The organism is Janibacter sp. HTCC2649, from assembly GCF_000152705.1.
Taxonomy (GTDB): domain Bacteria; phylum Actinomycetota; class Actinomycetes; order Actinomycetales; family Dermatophilaceae; genus Knoellia.
The window spans coordinates 1742279-1757515 of sequence record NZ_CH672413.1; the positions used below are offsets into that span (position 1 = coordinate 1742279).

17 protein-coding genes and 1 tRNA gene are annotated in these 15237 nt (G+C 68.2%); 5 read left to right on the top strand and 13 right to left on the bottom strand.

Going from position 1 to position 15237, the window contains the following annotated elements; translation table 11 throughout:
• Positions 1–53 precede the first annotated feature (53 nt).
• The 3 genes from secE to JNB_RS08300 form a co-directional block, all read right to left on the bottom strand.
• A complete protein-coding gene (secE, locus tag JNB_RS08290; protein WP_040883657.1) occupies positions 54–326 on the bottom strand; it encodes a preprotein translocase subunit SecE in 273 nt (90 codons plus the stop codon).
• Between the two features lie 31 nt (positions 327–357).
• A tRNA-Trp gene (locus JNB_RS08295) sits at positions 358–430 on the bottom strand.
• A gap of 98 nt (positions 431–528) precedes the next feature.
• Positions 529–1350: an alpha/beta fold hydrolase gene (locus tag JNB_RS08300; protein WP_009775994.1), complete on the bottom strand. Its 822-nt coding sequence runs from the start codon at positions 1348–1350 to the stop codon at positions 529–531.
• Between the two features lie 39 nt (positions 1351–1389).
• Here JNB_RS08300 and JNB_RS08305 point away from each other — a divergent pair, with 39 nt between their 5' ends.
• The 4 genes from JNB_RS08305 (at position 1390) to JNB_RS08320 (ending at position 4858) form a co-directional block, all read left to right on the top strand.
• Positions 1390–2685, top strand: coding sequence for an aminotransferase class I/II-fold pyridoxal phosphate-dependent enzyme (locus JNB_RS08305; RefSeq protein ID WP_009775995.1), 1296 nt, complete (start codon positions 1390–1392; stop codon positions 2683–2685).
• A 3-nt stretch (positions 2686–2688) separates the two neighbouring features.
• Positions 2689–3102, top strand: a complete 414-nt coding sequence (locus tag JNB_RS08310; RefSeq protein WP_009775996.1) for a hypothetical protein — start codon at positions 2689–2691, stop codon at positions 3100–3102.
• On the top strand, positions 3099–4166 hold the full coding sequence (locus JNB_RS08315; protein WP_009775997.1) for an adenosine deaminase: 1068 nt from the start codon (positions 3099–3101) through the stop codon (positions 4164–4166). Before JNB_RS08310 ends, JNB_RS08315 begins: the two co-directional genes overlap by 4 nt.
• Positions 4167–4336: 170 nt before the next feature.
• Positions 4337–4858, top strand: a complete 522-nt coding sequence (locus tag JNB_RS08320; RefSeq protein WP_009775998.1) for a hypothetical protein — start codon at positions 4337–4339, stop codon at positions 4856–4858.
• Positions 4859–4994: 136 nt separating this feature from the next.
• On the opposite strand, the gene JNB_RS08325 is transcribed toward JNB_RS08320, so the two are convergent.
• Entirely contained in the window at positions 4995–5492 is a 498-nt protein-coding gene (locus JNB_RS08325) for a MarR family winged helix-turn-helix transcriptional regulator (protein ID WP_009775999.1), read from the bottom strand.
• 120 nt (positions 5493–5612) lie between these two features.
• On the opposite strand from JNB_RS08325, the gene JNB_RS08330 reads away from it, so the two are divergent.
• Entirely contained in the window at positions 5613–6275 is a 663-nt protein-coding gene (locus JNB_RS08330; RefSeq protein WP_009776000.1) for an FMN-dependent NADH-azoreductase, read from the top strand.
• Between the two features lie 81 nt (positions 6276–6356).
• On the opposite strand, the gene JNB_RS08335 is transcribed toward JNB_RS08330, so the two are convergent.
• The 9 genes from JNB_RS08335 to JNB_RS08375 are packed head-to-tail and all read right to left on the bottom strand — an operon-like array spanning position 6357 to position 15143.
• Positions 6357–7430, bottom strand: a complete 1074-nt coding sequence (locus JNB_RS08335) for a UDP-N-acetylmuramate dehydrogenase (protein WP_009776001.1) — start codon at positions 7428–7430, stop codon at positions 6357–6359.
• On the bottom strand, positions 7430–7852 hold the full coding sequence (locus tag JNB_RS08340; protein ID WP_040883658.1) for a MaoC family dehydratase: 423 nt from the start codon (positions 7850–7852) through the stop codon (positions 7430–7432). The genes JNB_RS08335 and JNB_RS08340 overlap by 1 nt, the downstream gene beginning before the upstream one ends.
• A gap of 2 nt (positions 7853–7854) precedes the next feature.
• On the bottom strand, positions 7855–8298 hold the full coding sequence (locus JNB_RS08345) for a MaoC family dehydratase N-terminal domain-containing protein (RefSeq protein ID WP_040883659.1): 444 nt from the start codon (positions 8296–8298) through the stop codon (positions 7855–7857).
• 28 nt (positions 8299–8326) lie between these two features.
• Positions 8327–9685: a 4-aminobutyrate--2-oxoglutarate transaminase gene (gene gabT, locus JNB_RS08350; RefSeq protein ID WP_009776004.1), complete on the bottom strand. Its 1359-nt coding sequence runs from the start codon at positions 9683–9685 to the stop codon at positions 8327–8329.
• Positions 9682–10965 (bottom strand): saccharopine dehydrogenase family protein, encoded by a 1284-nt coding sequence (locus JNB_RS08355; RefSeq protein WP_009776005.1) that lies wholly within the window; start codon positions 10963–10965, stop codon positions 9682–9684. Before JNB_RS08355 ends, gabT begins: the two co-directional genes overlap by 4 nt.
• An 11-nt stretch (positions 10966–10976) precedes the next feature.
• Positions 10977–11789, bottom strand: a complete 813-nt coding sequence (locus tag JNB_RS08360) for an ABC transporter permease (protein ID WP_009776006.1) — start codon at positions 11787–11789, stop codon at positions 10977–10979.
• Positions 11786–12703 carry an ABC transporter permease gene (locus JNB_RS08365; protein WP_009776007.1) on the bottom strand — a complete coding sequence of 306 codons (918 nt, stop codon included), beginning with the start codon at positions 12701–12703 and terminating at the stop codon, positions 11786–11788. The genes JNB_RS08360 and JNB_RS08365 overlap by 4 nt, the downstream gene beginning before the upstream one ends.
• Complete coding sequence (locus JNB_RS08370) at positions 12700–13896, bottom strand: ABC transporter ATP-binding protein (protein ID WP_009776008.1); 1197 nt, start codon at positions 13894–13896, stop codon at positions 12700–12702. Before JNB_RS08370 ends, JNB_RS08365 begins: the two co-directional genes overlap by 4 nt.
• Entirely contained in the window at positions 13896–15143 is a 1248-nt protein-coding gene (locus tag JNB_RS08375; RefSeq protein WP_009776009.1) for a PotD/PotF family extracellular solute-binding protein, read from the bottom strand. Before JNB_RS08375 ends, JNB_RS08370 begins: the two co-directional genes overlap by 1 nt.
• Positions 15144–15237: the final 94 nt, after the last annotated feature.

The window sequence follows — 15237 nt, forward strand, 5'->3', positions numbered from 1 at the left end:
AGCGTTGAGTTCAAACGTGGTGCGGGCGTGACCTCCCGGTCGCGACCGGGGGCTCAGCCGCCGTTGCCGAAGACCAGGGCGACGAGCTTGCCGAAGCCGAAGTCGAGGGCGGACACGAGCGCCATCATCACGGTCACGAAGACGATGACGACGAGCGTGTAGTTCCACAGTTCGTTGCGCGTGGGCCGAACGACCTTGCGCAACTCGTCGAGGATCTGGCTGATGAACAGACCCAGAGACCCGAAGAGCCGTGACACGGGGTTGCGACCGTCGCCCGAGCTCTTGCTCGCACGTCGAGAGTCGCGGGACTCGCCCACTTCCGTCACAGTTCCTCTTCTCCGAAATGATCTGAACCTGCAGGGCAGGAGGGACTCGAACCCCCAACCGCCGGTTTTGGAGACCGGTGCTCTACCAATTGAGCCACTGCCCTAGGAACGCACCCGCTGGGAGGGAGGTTCCGGAGGTGACAACAGGCATGACGAATCATGGTGCGATCACCGAGGAACCAGCATACGTGAAGCCCGGTCCCTACGCGAAACGCCCCGAGTCGAGGCGCACCCGGTCCATCCAGTCGACGAACAGCGCCTGGGTGAGGGCTGTTCGTTCGTACTGCGCGTTGTGGCCCGCCCGGTCCAGGACGGCGTAGGTCGATCGCGGGTAGTGCTCGATGAGCTCCCACTGGTCGCGGTAGCCGACCGACGCGTCCTGGCGTCCGAGCAGCCACAGGGTGGGCCGGTCGAAGGTCCGTCCGTCCTCGGGGAGGTGGCCGAGATCCCAGCCAGCATGGATTCGCGCCATGCCCTCGCGGTCCATGAGCGCCAGACCGGGCGCGACATCACGGGCGAACACGGCATACGTTCCGGCGGTTTGGACCACCGCGCCGTCCTCGAACTCGAGCCGGTCCGCGTCGGCGAGCGTGGCGAGGAAGTCCTCGTCACGTTCGAGGACCACCTCCGGCGCCTTGGTTCGCGCTGCCCGGTCGAGCACCGGTCCGATCGGGCACACGAGCGCGAGGCCGAGCACCTGGTCCGGACGCCGGCGCACGATCTCGCGTGAGACGTAGCCGCCATAGGACTCGCCCACCAGGAGGAAGGGGGCGCCGTCAAGGCGCTCGTCGAGCATGGCCTCGACCCGGTCGACGAGCTGCTTCGTCGAGACCGTGTCGCGCACCGGCGATGCGCCCATCGCGGGCAGGTCCGGGTAGATGCGGCGGTAGCCGACCTCGACCTCGAAGAGCGGTTCGAGGAAGCCGGTCATGAGGCGATGGTCCGGCGACCACCCGTGGATCGCAACGACCGGCGTCCCGTCTGCCGGTCCGTGTTCGACGACGTGCAGACCACTCGGTGACATGGGGTGATCCTTCCGCACAGGTTCTGGAACGATGGGCGGGTGACCGAGCAGACCACCCTCGCCCCCCTGTCGTCCCTCTCCCCCGCGGAACTCGAGGCCTTCCTCGAAACCCAGCGCACGGCATACGCCGAACTGCAGGGACACGGGCTCAAGCTCGACCTCACGCGAGGCAAGCCCTCGGCCGAACAGCTCGACCTCTGCAACGAGTTGCTCGAGCTGCCCAGGGGCTACAAGGACGCGAGCGGCACGGACACGCGCAACTACGGCGGACTGGCCGGACTGCCCGAGCTGCGGGCGATGTTCGCCGACCTCCTGTGGGTCGAGCCGGAGCAGGTCGTCGCGGGCGGCAACTCGAGCCTGACGATGATGCACGACTGCCTCGTCCAGCTGCTGCTGCACGGGGGACCCGACTCCCCCAAGCCCTGGTCGCAGGAGGAGACGGTGAAGTTCATCTGTCCCGTTCCCGGCTACGACCGCCACTTCACGATGCTCGCGTCCTACGGGATCGAGATGCTCAGTGTCCCGATGAACGACGACGGACCCGACGTCGAGGCAGTGCGCGAGCTCGTCAAGGACCCTGCGGTCAAGGGCATCTGGATCGTTCCGACCTACGCCAACCCGTCGGGTGGCACCTGCTCGCAGGAGGTCGCGAGCGCCCTGGCCTCCATGGACACGGCCGCGCCGGACTTCCGGATCTTCTGGGACAACGCCTACGCCTTCCACCACCTCACCGAGGACGAGGCCAAGAGCGCGGACATCATCACGCTGGCTTCCGGCTCCGGTCACCCCAACCGGCCGCTCATGTTTGCGTCGACCTCCAAGATCACCTTTGCCGGGGCGGGCGTCGCGTTCCTCGCCGCCTCACAGACCAACGTGGACTGGTACCTCGGCCACCAGCAGTACGCGTCGATCGGGCCGGACAAGGTCAACCAGCTGCGGCACATCCAGTTCTTCGGTTCGGCCGAGGGCGTGCGCGAGCACATGGCCCGGCACCGCGACATCCTCGCGCCCAAGTTTGGGGCGGTGGATGCGGCGCTCCAGTCGGCGCTCGCCGGGCGTGAGGTCGCAACCTGGTCAAAGCCCTCGGGAGGCTACTTCGTCAACCTCGACGTCCTTGACGGCACGGCGTCGCGCGTGGTCGAGCTCGCCAAGGCGGCCGGTATCTCACTGACCCCCGCCGGGGCCTCCTTCCCGAAGGGTGAGGATCCCCGCGACCGCAACATCCGGCTCGCTCCGTCGTTCCCCGTCCTGGCCGAGGTCGAGACCGCCATGGCCGGCGTCGCGACCTGCGTCCTGCTCGCCGCCGCCGAAAAGCTGGCGGGCGTGCAAGGCTGAGGCATGAGCGACCAGACTGGAACCGAAAGCTTCGACGACGACCTGGGCTCCGTGAGCCTCGACGACGCAGTGGATGCGGGCAGCGGCGAGCCCGACCTGCTCGACTCCAGTGAGGGCGACAACCTTCCCGCCACTCCTCCTGACCAGCAGTCGCGGGCCACGGAGTGGGGCACCACCGCTGCCGAGCAGGCACAGGGTGACTCCATCGACCAGCGCATCGCGCAGGAGGAGTCGGACCCCGACTCCGCCTATGGCGCACCGGACAACGAGTCGGGCCTCGACGGCCCGTCCGACGAGGTGGGTGGCGATGACGTCGACGCCATCGACGCTGCGGACGACTTCCTCGGCGACTCGGCAGCAGGCTCCGCCGATGCGGAGACGGCCGAGGAGTCGGCCATGCGCATCGTCGAGGAGTGAGCGCGAGCCCACTGCCGTCACGCACCGAGCGCGACCTCGGGACGCTGCCCAAGGCACACCTGCACCTCCACTTCACCGGGTCCATGCGGATCGAGACGGTGCGCGAGATGTCGGCGGGGCACGGTCTGCGACTTCCATCTGCCCTCGAGGCCGACTGGCCGGTGACGTTCGAGACCCGCGACGAACGCGGGTGGTTCCGCTTCCAGAGCCTGTATGACGCGGCGCGGGCCTGCGTGCGAGGTGAGGCCGACATGCGTCGGATCGTGCGCGAGGCGGCGCTGGACGATGGAGCCGAGGGCTCGCGGTGGCTGGAGATCCAGGTCGACCCGACCTCGTATGCGCCGTTCGTCGGTGGCATCACGCCTGCCCTCGAGATCGTGCTCGACGAGGCGGCTGCCGTGTCCCGGGAAGCGGGCGCGGCGCAGGTGAGCGTCATCGTCGCGGCTTCGCGGATGAGGCACGAGCTCGAGTCGCGAACCTTGGCCCGCTTGGCTGCTCGGTATGCCGGCGAAGGGCCGGGAGCCGTCGTGGGCTTCGGTCTGAGCAACGACGAGCGCCGTGGGGACACGGAGTCGTTTGCGGCGGCGTTCGCCATTGCTCGACGGGCGGGGTTGGCGTTGGTGCCACACGCCGGCGAGTTGTTGGGGCCGGATGCCGTGGAGCGCACCCTGACGTCGTTGCAGCCCGATCGGTTGGGGCACGGGGTGCGGTCGGTGGAGGATCCGCGGACGCTGGACCGGGTCGTGGCCGATGGGGTGGCGCTCGAGGTGTGCCCCGGAAGCAACCTGTCGCTCGGGGTCTATGACGAGCTCGAGGACGTGCCGTTGCGCCAGCTCGTGGACGCGGGCGCCACGGTGGCACTGGGTGCCGATGACCCCCTGATCTTCGGGTCGCGGTTGCAGGCGCAGTACGAAGTGGCCCGGCTGCTCGAATTCTCGGACGTGGAGCTGGCCGAGCTCGCGCGGGGCTCGCTGCGGGCGTCGCGAGCGCCAAAAGCGGTGCGGGACACGGCATACGCCGACATCGACGCCTGGCTGGAAGCCGAGCCGAACAGCTCCACCTGACCGAATCGGCCGGCGCCCAGACCTCGCACGGGGTCTCAGACGTGCCTTTGCTTCGGCGTGCGATGCAAAGGACGGGGGGTTCGTCCACAAGGGGGGTCCGGCGATCGCTGTTGTCCACAGAATCGGGATGGACTCTGGCGGGGTGGCGTGGGATCGCGCACCGTCGGGTCATGACTCCCGAACGAAGAGAAGCGAAACGGCAGGCCGATCTCGAGGCAGCCTTCCGCAGGCTCACGGTGGCCGATGCCGTGGGACTGGCGCTGCGCGACCACAGACGTCGGCTGGGACTGTCGCAGCGGGCGTACGCGGCCGTGCGTGGGCGACCGCCAGCAGCCATCGCTGCGCTGGAGTCGTCAGCAGGAAGCCTTCGTCTTGACGACGTGGTCGAGGCCCTCGAGGACACAGGCTTCGCCCTCGCCCTGGTGAAGGGCGTTGACGGGGATGGGAGCAATGTCACGGCCACTGTCGTGGAGGCGGGGTCCTGGCCGCTGACGGAACTGCTGGCGCGCGTGCGCGACGGGAGCCGGCGGTTCCCGGCACATCACGAGACCCGAGCCGTCGTCATCCCGCCGCGATGGTGGTGGCACCGGGAGTTCCTCGCAGGCCAGGGGCCCGAGCCGCAGTGGTACGCGCCACGACCGACACCGGAGCGAGGCCCGTCGCCCGAAGAACATGAGGACGACGCGGCCTGAGATCACCACGCAGCGACGGACTTGCTCCGGACACGGAAGAGCAAAGGCACTTCCAGAACGGCAGGTGCACAGGAGCGGCACCCGAACCTCCCTGCCGACGCGGCCTCTTCGACAAAGGGCTCAGCAGAAAGGCAGCTCAGCAGACGGGTGGAGGTCCGTCGCAGGCCGAGTGATCCGTCGGGGCATCGGCGGTGACCCGGGCAAGCAACGACCGGAACGTGGCCGCCTCGTCGTCGCTGAGCCCACCCAGGACGTCACGCTCCACGTCGCCCATGCGCTTGGACGACGCGCGCAGCACCCTCCTGCCCTTGGCCGAGAGCACGACCTGACGCGCTCGCCGGTCCGCCGGGTCGGGCCGCCGGGTGACCAGACCGCTCTTCTCCAGGTCATCGACGAGATAGGTCATCACCGTGCGGTCGATGCCGAGCCGCAACGCGATGGTGGCCTGGTTGCCGCAGGCGCCCTCGTCGGCGATGGACAGGATCTGGAAGCCGCGCGGCCCACCGGGCACCTCCTCGACCACACTGCGCGCGCCATCGAGATAGCGCCGCAGAAGCGCCCCCAACGCCTGACCGAGGTCGACGCTCCCGGCACGCGTCGGCGCGCTCTCGGGAACTGCAGTCACCTCGGTCACGTCCCTGAGCCTATCTCGAAACCGTGGATTTCTATCATCGTTTGTCACGATCGTCTGTTTTGCATACTATCGATCTTGCAGATGACATCTGCTCAGCGACCACGAACTCAGGAGCATGTAATGACCACGATCTTCCGGCTGGACTCCAGCATTCGCACCGAGGGCTCCGTCAGCCGCGCCGTTGCCGACACCCTCGAGGCCTCGATCATCGAGTCCGAAGGAACGGCCACGACGGTCATCCGTCGCGACGTCGCCTCTGACTCAGTGGCAACCGACGTGTGGGCGAGGTCCGCCTTCGCCGGCTACATTCCCGAGGCCGACTGGACGCCCGAACAGGCCTCGGCCAAGGCCTACGCCAACCAGCTCGCGGACGAGCTGTCAGCCGCCGACGTCGTCGTCGTGTCCACCTCGCTCTACAACTTCGGTGTCTCGCAGCACCTCAAGGCCTGGATCGACACGGTCATCACCGACCCGCGCTTCGGCCCGGGCGCCGAGACTCCAGTCAAGGGCAAGCCGGCATTCCTCGTTGTTGCACGTGGCGGCGGCTACGGCGAAGGCACCCCCCGCGAGGGCTGGGACCACGCCACGGCCTACCTGCAGCGCATCCTCTCCGACGTCTGGGGCCTCGACCTCGACATCATCGAGACCGAGCTGACCCTCGCCGAGGTCACCCCGCAGATGGCCGGCCTTCGCGACATCGCCCGCGCCCAGCTCGCCGAGTCCCACGAGAACGCGCGCACCGCCGGCCGCTCCGTGCACCTCAAGCTCCGCAGCGCCGCCTGACACTCGGCTTCGTGCCCCACCCGGACGGCGAGCGCCAGCGAGTTGTCCGTGCGGGGCACGAAGTCGGGAGGCGTGGCCCGGTCAGAGGTCGTGACCGACGAACACCGGCTCGTTGACCAGTGCGACCCCGAAGCGGTCGTGCACCCCGTCGCGCACCTGCCGGGCCAGTGCCGCGACATCCGCCGCCGTCGCCGACCCACGGTTGGTGACGGCGAGCGTGTGCTTCGTCGACAGGGCGGCAGGGCCCGGCATACCGAAGCCCTTTCCGAAACCCGCCTTGTCGATGAGCCACGCGGCGCTCGTCTTGACGGCGCCACTCTCGTCCGGGAAGCGCGGCGGGGTGGGGCCCTCGTCACCGAGCTCGGCGCGAACGCGTGACTCCAGAGCCTCGAAGCGGGCCGCAGACATGATCGGGTTGGTGAAGAACGATCCGCAGCTCCACGTGTCGTGGTCGGCGGAGTCGAGAACCATGCCGCGGCGGCGACGCTGCTCGAGCACGGCCTCACGCGCGTCGGTCAGCGGCACCCGTGCACCGACCTCGACGCCGAGTCCGGCGGCCAGGTCGGCATAGGCAATGGGCTGAGACAGGTCAGCGATCCTGAACTGGAACGTCACGTCGAGCACGACCAGCTGGCTGCTCGCCTTGAACAACGAGTGGCGATAGGTGAACTGGCACTCGGACGCAGTCAGGGTGCGAACGCTCTGGCTCTGTCGGTCGAACACGCGCACGCGGGCAATGGTCTGCGCCACCTCCTGGCCGTAGGCGCCGACGTTCTGCACCGGCGTCGCACCGGTGGAACCGGGTATGCCGCTCAGCGCTTCGATTCCCGACCACCCTTGCGCTACGGCCTGGGTGACGACGTCGTCCCAGGTCTCGCCAGCGGCCACGCGAACCATGGCGCCACCGCACGAGTCGTCGGACTCGACCTCGATGCCGGACGTCGCGATCTTCACGACCGTCCCCGCGAATCCGGCGTCAGCGATGACGAGGTTGGAGCCGCCACCGAGCACGAGCATCGGCTCGTCGGCGTCATCGACCTCACGGACGGCGTCGACGATCTCGTCGATCGACTCGGCGATGACGAGACGCTGCGCAGGGCCACCCACCCGCATGGTCGTGTAGTCGGACAGCGGGGCGTCGTGGAGTTCCTGCATCAGTCGAGCTGGACGATCGCCGTGCAGCGACCGAGCACCTTGGCGCCCTCTGCCGTGACGCTCAGGTCGACAGTCGCCCGGCGGGTCTCGGGGTCGACGGCTTTGACCGTGCCTTCGATGATGACCTCGGCGCCCGTGGCAGGCACGACGACGGGCTTGGTGAAGCGGGTCCCGAACTCGACGACCCTCCCCGCCTCCCCCGCCCAGTGGGACACGACCGAGCCGGCCGCGCCGAGCGTCCACATGCCGTGCGCGATGACGTCGGGCAGGCCGACGGACTTCGCGAAGTCCTCGTCCTGGTGGATGGGGTTCTGGTCGCCGGACGCGTTGGCGTAGGCGACGAGGGTGTCACGGCGCACGGGAACGGTCACCGGGCCGAAGACGTCACCAGCCGTGGTCTCTGCTGCGGTGCGAACAGTCATGGTCACTCCCCTCCTCGGACGACGATCGTGGACGTCGACGTGCACACCGGCTCGGCACCGGCAGTGAGCTCGGTGCGGGTGGTGATCATGGCGTGACCGCCGGCCATCCGGACGGAGTCGACCGTGAGGACACCGGTCAGCTCGTCCCCGGCGGTGATCGGGCGGTGGTGGACGAAGCGCTGCTCGCCGTGGACCACGCGGCTGTAGTCGATGCCCGCTTCGGGGTCGAGGATGTAGGCGCGGTCGCACTGCTGCGCGATGCTCACGGCATACGTCGGAGGGGCGATGACATCGGCGTGGCCTGCTGCCCGCGCCACCTCGGCGTCGTGGTGCACGGGGTCGGCCGAGCCCACCGCATCGGCGAAGGCGGCAATCTGAGCCGCACTCACGGCATACGGACCGCTTGGCGGATAGGACCGGCCCTCGAAGGCGACATTCACAGGCATGCCGTCACCCTACCCAGCCGGGACGACGTCAACGGTTGCCGCTCGAGCGGGCGCTCGCGAAGGCACCGTCGAGGATGTCGAGCCCCTCGCCCAGGAGGTCGTCGGGCATGGACAACGGCGGGAGGAAGCGCAGGACGTTGCCGAAGGTGCCGCAGGTCAGGGTCACGAGGCCCTGCTGGGCACAGGCTGCCTGGACGGCCGCGGCGAGCGGGGCGTCGGGCGTCTTCGAGTCCGCGTCGCTGACGAGTTCGACGGCGAGCATGGCGCCGCGCCCGCGGATCTCACCGATGACGCCGGGGTGGGCGGCGGACAGGGCTTCGAGGCGTGGGCGGATGATGCCCTCGACGGATCGGGCGCGACCGGCGAGGTCCTCGACCTCCATCGTCTCGATGGCGGCGAGCGCCGCGGCGCAGGCCACGGGATTCCCGCCGTAGGTGCCCCCGAGACCTCCCGGATGGACGGCGTCCATGAGGTCGGCCCGCCCCGTGACGGCGGCGAGCGGCAGGCCGCCAGCCATGCCCTTGGCGGTCGTCACGAGATCGGGTACCACTCCTTCGGCGTCGCAGGCGAACCAGTCGCCGGTGCGGCAGAAACCGGTCTGGATCTCGTCCGCGATGAAGACGATCCCGTTCTGGCGACACCAGTCGGCGACGGCGGAGAGGTATCCGGGGGGCGGCACGATGAAGCCGCCCTCGCCCTGGATGGGCTCGATGAGCACTGCGGCCACGTTGCCCTCGCCCACCTGCGCGTGGACCGAGTCGACCATCGCCGTGAAGGCCTCCTCGGCACACCGCTCAGGCCCGGTGGGCCAGCGGTAGGGGTAGGCCATCGGCACGCGATGGATGTCACCGGCGAACGGTCCGAAGCCCTGCTTGTAGGGCATGTTCTTGGCGGTGAGAGCCATCGTGAGGTTCGTGCGCCCGTGATAGGCGTGGTCGAAGACCACCACCGTCGACCGGCCGGTGGCGCAGCGGGCGATCTTCACCGCGTTCTCGACGGCCTCGGCGCCGGAGTTGAACAACGCCGAACGCTTCTCGTGCTCACCGGGCGTGTGACCAGCGAGCTTCTCGCAGACGGCGACGTACTCCTCGTAGGGCGTGATCATGAAACACGTGTGGGTGAAGTCCTTCACCTGGCGACGCACGGCCTCAACCACCCGCGGCGCCGCGTTGCCCACCGTCGTCACCGCGATGCCCGACCCGAAGTCGATGAGCTGGTTGCCGTCGACGTCGACGAGGATCCCGCCACCGGCACGTTCGACGTAGACGGGCAGGGCCGTGCTCACGCCCGCCGACACGGCAACGCGCTTGCGGGACTGCAGTGCCAGTGACCGCGGCCCGGGGATCGCCGTGGCCAGGATGCGGCGTTGTTCGATCCTCTCGCTCATCGGTCCTCCATGCCCCACGGTGACCCATATCCCTGCGGTTTGGGTGCCGCGAGCAGCTCGAGGAACGGTGCCGCGTCGAAGGCCTCCGGTCCGAGGACGCCGGTGCCGGACCAGACACCTGCGGCGAGCAGCTCCAACGCCACAACGGGGTTGATCGCGGTCTGCCACACCACGCACTGGGCGTCGTAGTCGCGCATCGAGTCGGCGTTGTCGACGACGTGGAAGAGGTAGGTGCGCCGGGGTTGTCCGTCCTTCCCGGTGCCGGTGACCCAGAGGCCGGCACACGTCTTGCCCTCCATGCGCGGCCCGATGGTCACCGGGTCGGGCAGTGCGGCGGCGACGACGTCACGCGGCGAGACCATGACCCCCTTGACGTCGATCGGCGTCGTCGAGTCCAGACCCAACGTGTGCAGAGTCTTGAGCATCGCGATCATCTCGGCGCCCAGGCCGTACTTGAAGGTCACCTTCTCGGCCTCGACCCAGCGCGGCATGAGAAGCACCTCCTCGTGCTCGACGTGGACGCACTCCACCGGACCGATGCCCTCGGGGAACTCGAACATCTCGGGATCGCTGAAGGCCGGGAGGGTGAAGAAGCCGCTCTCGACGTCGACAGTGCCGTCAGATTGCGTGGCTCGGGCGCGATCCCACACGACCGGAGGGTTGAGGCACTCCTCGATGATCGTCCACATCGAGAAGCCGGGAGCGAAGATCTCGTTGCCCTCGTCGTCGCGGATGACGAGGTTGGCGCCGTCGCGGGTGCCGAGCTCGTCGATGTGCGAGAAGAGGTGGTCCGCGGCGTAGCGGGCGAAGACGTCCGACAGGCCGGGCTCCACCCCGATCCCGAGCAGGGCCAGTCGCCCACCCTGCTCCCACGACTGCTGCTGGGCGAACTGGCGGTCGCCCAGCTTCACGTGGGCCTTGGCGTAGGGCTCCTCCGGGTGACGCTCCGACAGGCTCATCGCCATGTCGAGGTAGTCCGCCCCGGCCGCGAGCGCCCCCTCGAAGATCGGCATGACGAAGCGAGGGTCGACCGCGTTGAACACGTGGGTCGCCCGCACCTCGGCAGCGAGCTCGGTGACCGCCGCCGCCGACGACGCATCCACCTGGAGAGCCGTGAAGCGGGACTCCCCGGCGTTGCGGGACTGCACGGCCGCCACCGTCCGCTCGGCTCGCGTGAGGTCGTAGTCGGCGACGAACCACGCCTCGAAGAAGTCGCGTTCGGCCGCGATCCGCGCGGCGGCGTCACCGACCCCGCCGGCACCGATCATGAGAATGCGCATCGACAAGCGTCCTATCTCTTGCGGGCGTTGCCCACGAGTTGGCCGGCAACGACGAGGAGCACCGCGATGACGAACATCGAGAAACCAATCACGTTGGCCTGAGCGGGAATTCCGCGTAAGTAGGAGACGTAGACGAACTTCGGGAAGGTCGTCGTGTCGCCGGAGACAAAGTTGGTGATGATGAAGTCGTCGAAAGACAACGAGAACGACAACAGCGCGGCCGACACGATGCCCGGCAGCACGAGCGGGAAGGTGACGCGCCAGAACGTCCCGCCCGGCCCGGCATACAGATCCTGCGCAGCCTCTTCCAACCGCGGGTCGAGACTCTGCAGGCGAGCCTTCACCGTCACGACCACGAAGCTGATGCAGAACATGATGTGCGCGATGACGATCGTCCAGAAGCCCAGCCGCAGACCGAACCGCGAGAAGCCCTGCACGAAGATCGTCAGCAGGCTTGCACCGAGGACGATCTCGGGCGTGGCCATGGGGATGAAGATGAGCACGTTGCTCGTCGAGCGGCCACGGAAGCGGTGTCGCACAAGGGCAAACGCGAGCATCGTCCCGAGGATCGTGGCGACCACGGTGGCCAGCGCGCCGACCTGGATCGAGGTGACCAGCGCGTCACAGACCCCGGGCGCACCGCACGGGTCCTTCCAGTGCTTCAGCGTCGGACCGGACGCAGAGTTCCAGACAATGTTGGACTTGCGGTAGTCGTTGAACGAGAAGGCGAACGTGTAGGCGACCGGCACGAACAGGTAGAGCAGCACGATGATCGCCGCGATCATCGCGAACCGCGTGCGGAACCAGTCCTTGAGAGCGATCACAGCAGGTCCTCCGTCCCGAACTTGCGGATGTAGACGAAGACCATCGCCAGGATCATGGCCATCAACGTGAACGAGAGCGCCGCCGCGACCGGGAAGCCACCGAGCACCTTGAAGAACTGGCTCTCGATGACGTTGCCGACCATCTTGGTGCTCCGGTCGGACCCGAGGAGCTCGGCGTTGACGTAGTCGCCAGCGGCCGGGATGAACGTGAGCAGCGTGCCGGCGATGACACCGGGCATCGACATCGGCAGGGTCACCGTGCGAAAGGTCGTGAACCCGTTGGCATAGAGGTCTCCCCCGGCCTCGATGACCCGACTGTCCGCGCGTTCGAGCGAGGCATAGATCGGCAGCACCATGAACGGCAGGAAGTTGTAGGTGAGCCCTGCGACGACCGCCATCCAGGTCTCGGTGATCCGCCCTCCCGGCAGCACGTGCAGGAAGTTCAGGGTCTCTGCGACCGGCCCGTTGTCGGACAGGATCTGGCGCCAGGCGATGGTGCGCAGGATGAACGACGTGAAGAAGGGGGCGATGACGCAGATCATCATGACGTTGCGCCAGCGACCGGCCTTGAATGCCATCGCATAGGCGAGCGGGTAGGCCAGGACGAAGGCAAACAAGGTGGCCAGGCCGGCATACAACAGGGATCGTCCGAAGTGGCCGGCGAAGTCGGTCAGCGCCGTGAGGTAGTTCCCGCCGTTGACGTCCCGGTAGTAGTAGCCCGGGAACCCGGGGAAGCCCGACTGCAGCGACACGGTGAACAGCTGCACGAGCGGCAGCACGAAGAACACGAGCAGCCACAGCCCGCCCGGAAGAAGCAGCAGGTATGCCGTCCGCGAGCGTTTGCGTCCGGCGCCCGGATCCGGACCGGCCACACCCGTTCCGGCGCCGGCGACGTGCGCGACTCCCGCGGTCACGACGCGTCCACGCTCGCGGTCGGGGAGGCGGCATCGGCGGCATCGGCACCGGCGGCCGCGGCGGCGTCATCGACCGGGACACCGAAGGCGTGACCGGAGTTCCACTCGAGCCAGACCGCGTCGCCGGGCCGCAGATGGTTGCGCTCGATGTCGAGGTTCTGCTCGTAGACCGCCCAGGTGGCCCCCGACGGCGTTGTCACGAGGAACTGGGTCGCAACACCCGAGAAGCTCACGTCGACGACCGTGGCCTTGACGTCGTTGCCGCCTCCGACGGGCTGGGTCTCGGTGATGCGGACCTTCTCGGGACGCACCCCGAAGGTGATCGGCCCCTCGCTGACGCTGGAGCGGGCCTTGGGAATCCGCACCGTCGTTCCCGCCACCTCGACGACGAGGTTCGTGCCTTCCGTACCCGTCACGACGCCGTTGCCGAGGTTGGACTGCCCGAGGAAGTTGGCCACGAAGGACGTCTTGGGCAGGTCGTAGAGGACCTCCGGGTGTCCGAGCTGCTCGATGTGACCGAGGTTCATCACCGCGACGGTGTCGGCCATCGTCATGGCCTCTTCCTGGTCGTGGGTGACGTGGATGAAGGTCAACCCCACCTCGGTCTGGATCCGCTTGAGCTCCACCTGCATCTGGCGTCGCAGCTTGAGGTCGAGGGCGCCGAGCGGTTCGTCGAGCAGGAGGACCTCGGGTCGGTTGACCAGGGCACGGGCCACGGCCACGCGCTGCTGCTGGCCACCGGACAGCTGGCTCGGCTTGCGGGCAGCCAGGTGGGTCATCTGCACCAGCTCGAGTGCCTCGTCGGCCAACCTCACCGCGTCCTGCTCGCCTCGCCTCTTGGGCCCGAAGCTGACGTTGTCGCGGATGGTGAGGTGGGGAAAGAGCGCGTAGCTCTGGAAGACCGTGTTGACCGGGCGCTCGTAGGGTCGCGAGCCGGTGAGGTCCGTGTCGCCGATGAGGAGGCGACCGCTCGTGGGCTGCTCGAGGCCGGCCACCATGCGCAGGGTGGTCGTCTTGCCGCACCCGGACGGGCCGAGCAGGGCGAAGAACGACCCGCGAGGGACGTCGAGCGTGAGGTCGTCGACGGCCGTGAAGTCGCCGAAGACCTTGGTCACGGCGTCGAGGTGCAGGTCGCCCTGGGCCTGCCGGAAACCCCTGGAACCCTTGCCGCGTGCGCTGGAGAAGACACTCATCAGTTACCCACCACCTTGGCCCAGGCGGCGCTGTAGTCGGCGTCCTCCTGGGAGCTGAGAGCCCGGAAGCCCTGGATGTTGTTGTCCTTGAGGTACGCCGCGTCCGGGAAGATGAACGGGCTGCTGGCGAGATCCGGGTCGATCTTCTCCATCTCGGCCTGCGCACCCTGGACCGGGCAGACGTAGTTGACGTAGGCCGCGACCTGCGCCGCCACTGCAGGCTCGTAGTAGTAGTCCATGAGCGCCATGGCGTTGCGCCGGTGGGTCGAGGTGATGGGAACCATCATGTTGTCGCTCCAGAGCGTCCCGCCGGACTCAGGGATGACGAACTGCCAGTTGTCGTTCTCGGTCTCGGCCCGAAGGACGAAGAGGTCCCCGCTCCAGACGATGCCTGCGATCGCGTTGCCGGACTTGAGGTCCTCGATGTAGGAGTTGCCCTTGACCCGGCGGATGTAGCCGTCGGCGATCCGCTTGTCGATCTCGGCGACGGCGGCCTCGAACTGGGCCTTGCCGAAACCGCCGGAGATGTCGACGCCCTGGTTGAGCATGACCAGACCGAGGGTGTCGCGGAACTCGCTCAGGACGACGACCTTGCCCTTGAGGTCCTCGGCCCACAGGTCGTCGAGGGTCTTGAGGTCGCGGCCCACCTTGGACCGGTCGTAGCCGATCCCGGCGAACCCGCTCTGCCAGGTGAGGGAGTACTCCCGGCCGGGGTCGAACGAGACGTCCTTGAGGGCGTCGAGCAGGTTGGCCGCGTGGGGCATCCGGATGAGCTCGAGCGGTTGGGCCAGCTGGTCGCGGATCACCCGGTTGGCCATCCAGTCGGTGAAGACGAAGATGTCGCGCCCGATGTCCTGCTTGGCGCGCAGCTGCGGGGCGACCTTGTTGAAGTAGGAGTCGTTGTCGTCGACGTCCTCGGTGTAGGTCGCCTTGATGCCGGACTCCTTGATGAAGGCCTCCAGCGTCGGGTAGTTCTTGGCGTCCTCGTCGTAGTCGAGGTAAGCCGTCCAGTTGGCGAAGCGGACGACCTTGTCGGTCGCCGACACGTCCGTGGGGAGCTTCAGCTGGGCGGCACCCGATGCGGGTGGGGCTGGGGGTGCGCAGCCCGCCAACGTCGTGGCGACTCCACCCAGCACGCCGGCGCCGAGCAGCGACCGCCGCGTCACCGAGCGCGGTCGGGTCGACGCTCGGGCTGCACGGACCAGGTCCGCGACGACGGGGTCTGCAGGAGGACGAAAAGGCTTCATGTGCGCTCGCCTTGCTGGTCGGGGCGGGCCCAGGGAGCGGGTCCGGCACGGGGGAACGACGGGGTGGGACGGGTGTGACGAGGTGGGACTGGGG

Coding starts and splice junctions, on each gene's coding strand:
- JNB_RS08310 (WP_009775996.1), top strand. CDS start 2,689: ATGAGCGACCAGACTGGAACCGAAAGCTTCGACGACGACCTGGGCTCC.
- JNB_RS08355 (WP_009776005.1), bottom strand. CDS start 10,965: ATGCGCATTCTCATGATCGGTGCCGGCGGGGTCGGTGACGCCGCCGCG.
- JNB_RS08375 (WP_009776009.1), bottom strand. CDS start 15,143: ATGAAGCCTTTTCGTCCTCCTGCAGACCCCGTCGTCGCGGACCTGGTC.
- JNB_RS08300 (WP_009775994.1), bottom strand. CDS start 1,350: ATGTCACCGAGTGGTCTGCACGTCGTCGAACACGGACCGGCAGACGGG.
- JNB_RS08345 (WP_040883659.1), bottom strand. CDS start 8,298: ATGCCTGTGAATGTCGCCTTCGAGGGCCGGTCCTATCCGCCAAGCGGT.
- JNB_RS08330 (WP_009776000.1), top strand. CDS start 5,613: ATGACCACGATCTTCCGGCTGGACTCCAGCATTCGCACCGAGGGCTCC.
- JNB_RS08335 (WP_009776001.1), bottom strand. CDS start 7,430: ATGCAGGAACTCCACGACGCCCCGCTGTCCGACTACACGACCATGCGG.
- JNB_RS08370 (WP_009776008.1), bottom strand. CDS start 13,896: ATGAGTGTCTTCTCCAGCGCACGCGGCAAGGGTTCCAGGGGTTTCCGG.
- JNB_RS08340 (WP_040883658.1), bottom strand. CDS start 7,852: ATGACTGTTCGCACCGCAGCAGAGACCACGGCTGGTGACGTCTTCGGC.
- gabT (WP_009776004.1), bottom strand. CDS start 9,685: ATGAGCGAGAGGATCGAACAACGCCGCATCCTGGCCACGGCGATCCCC.
- JNB_RS08320 (WP_009775998.1), top strand. CDS start 4,337: ATGACTCCCGAACGAAGAGAAGCGAAACGGCAGGCCGATCTCGAGGCA.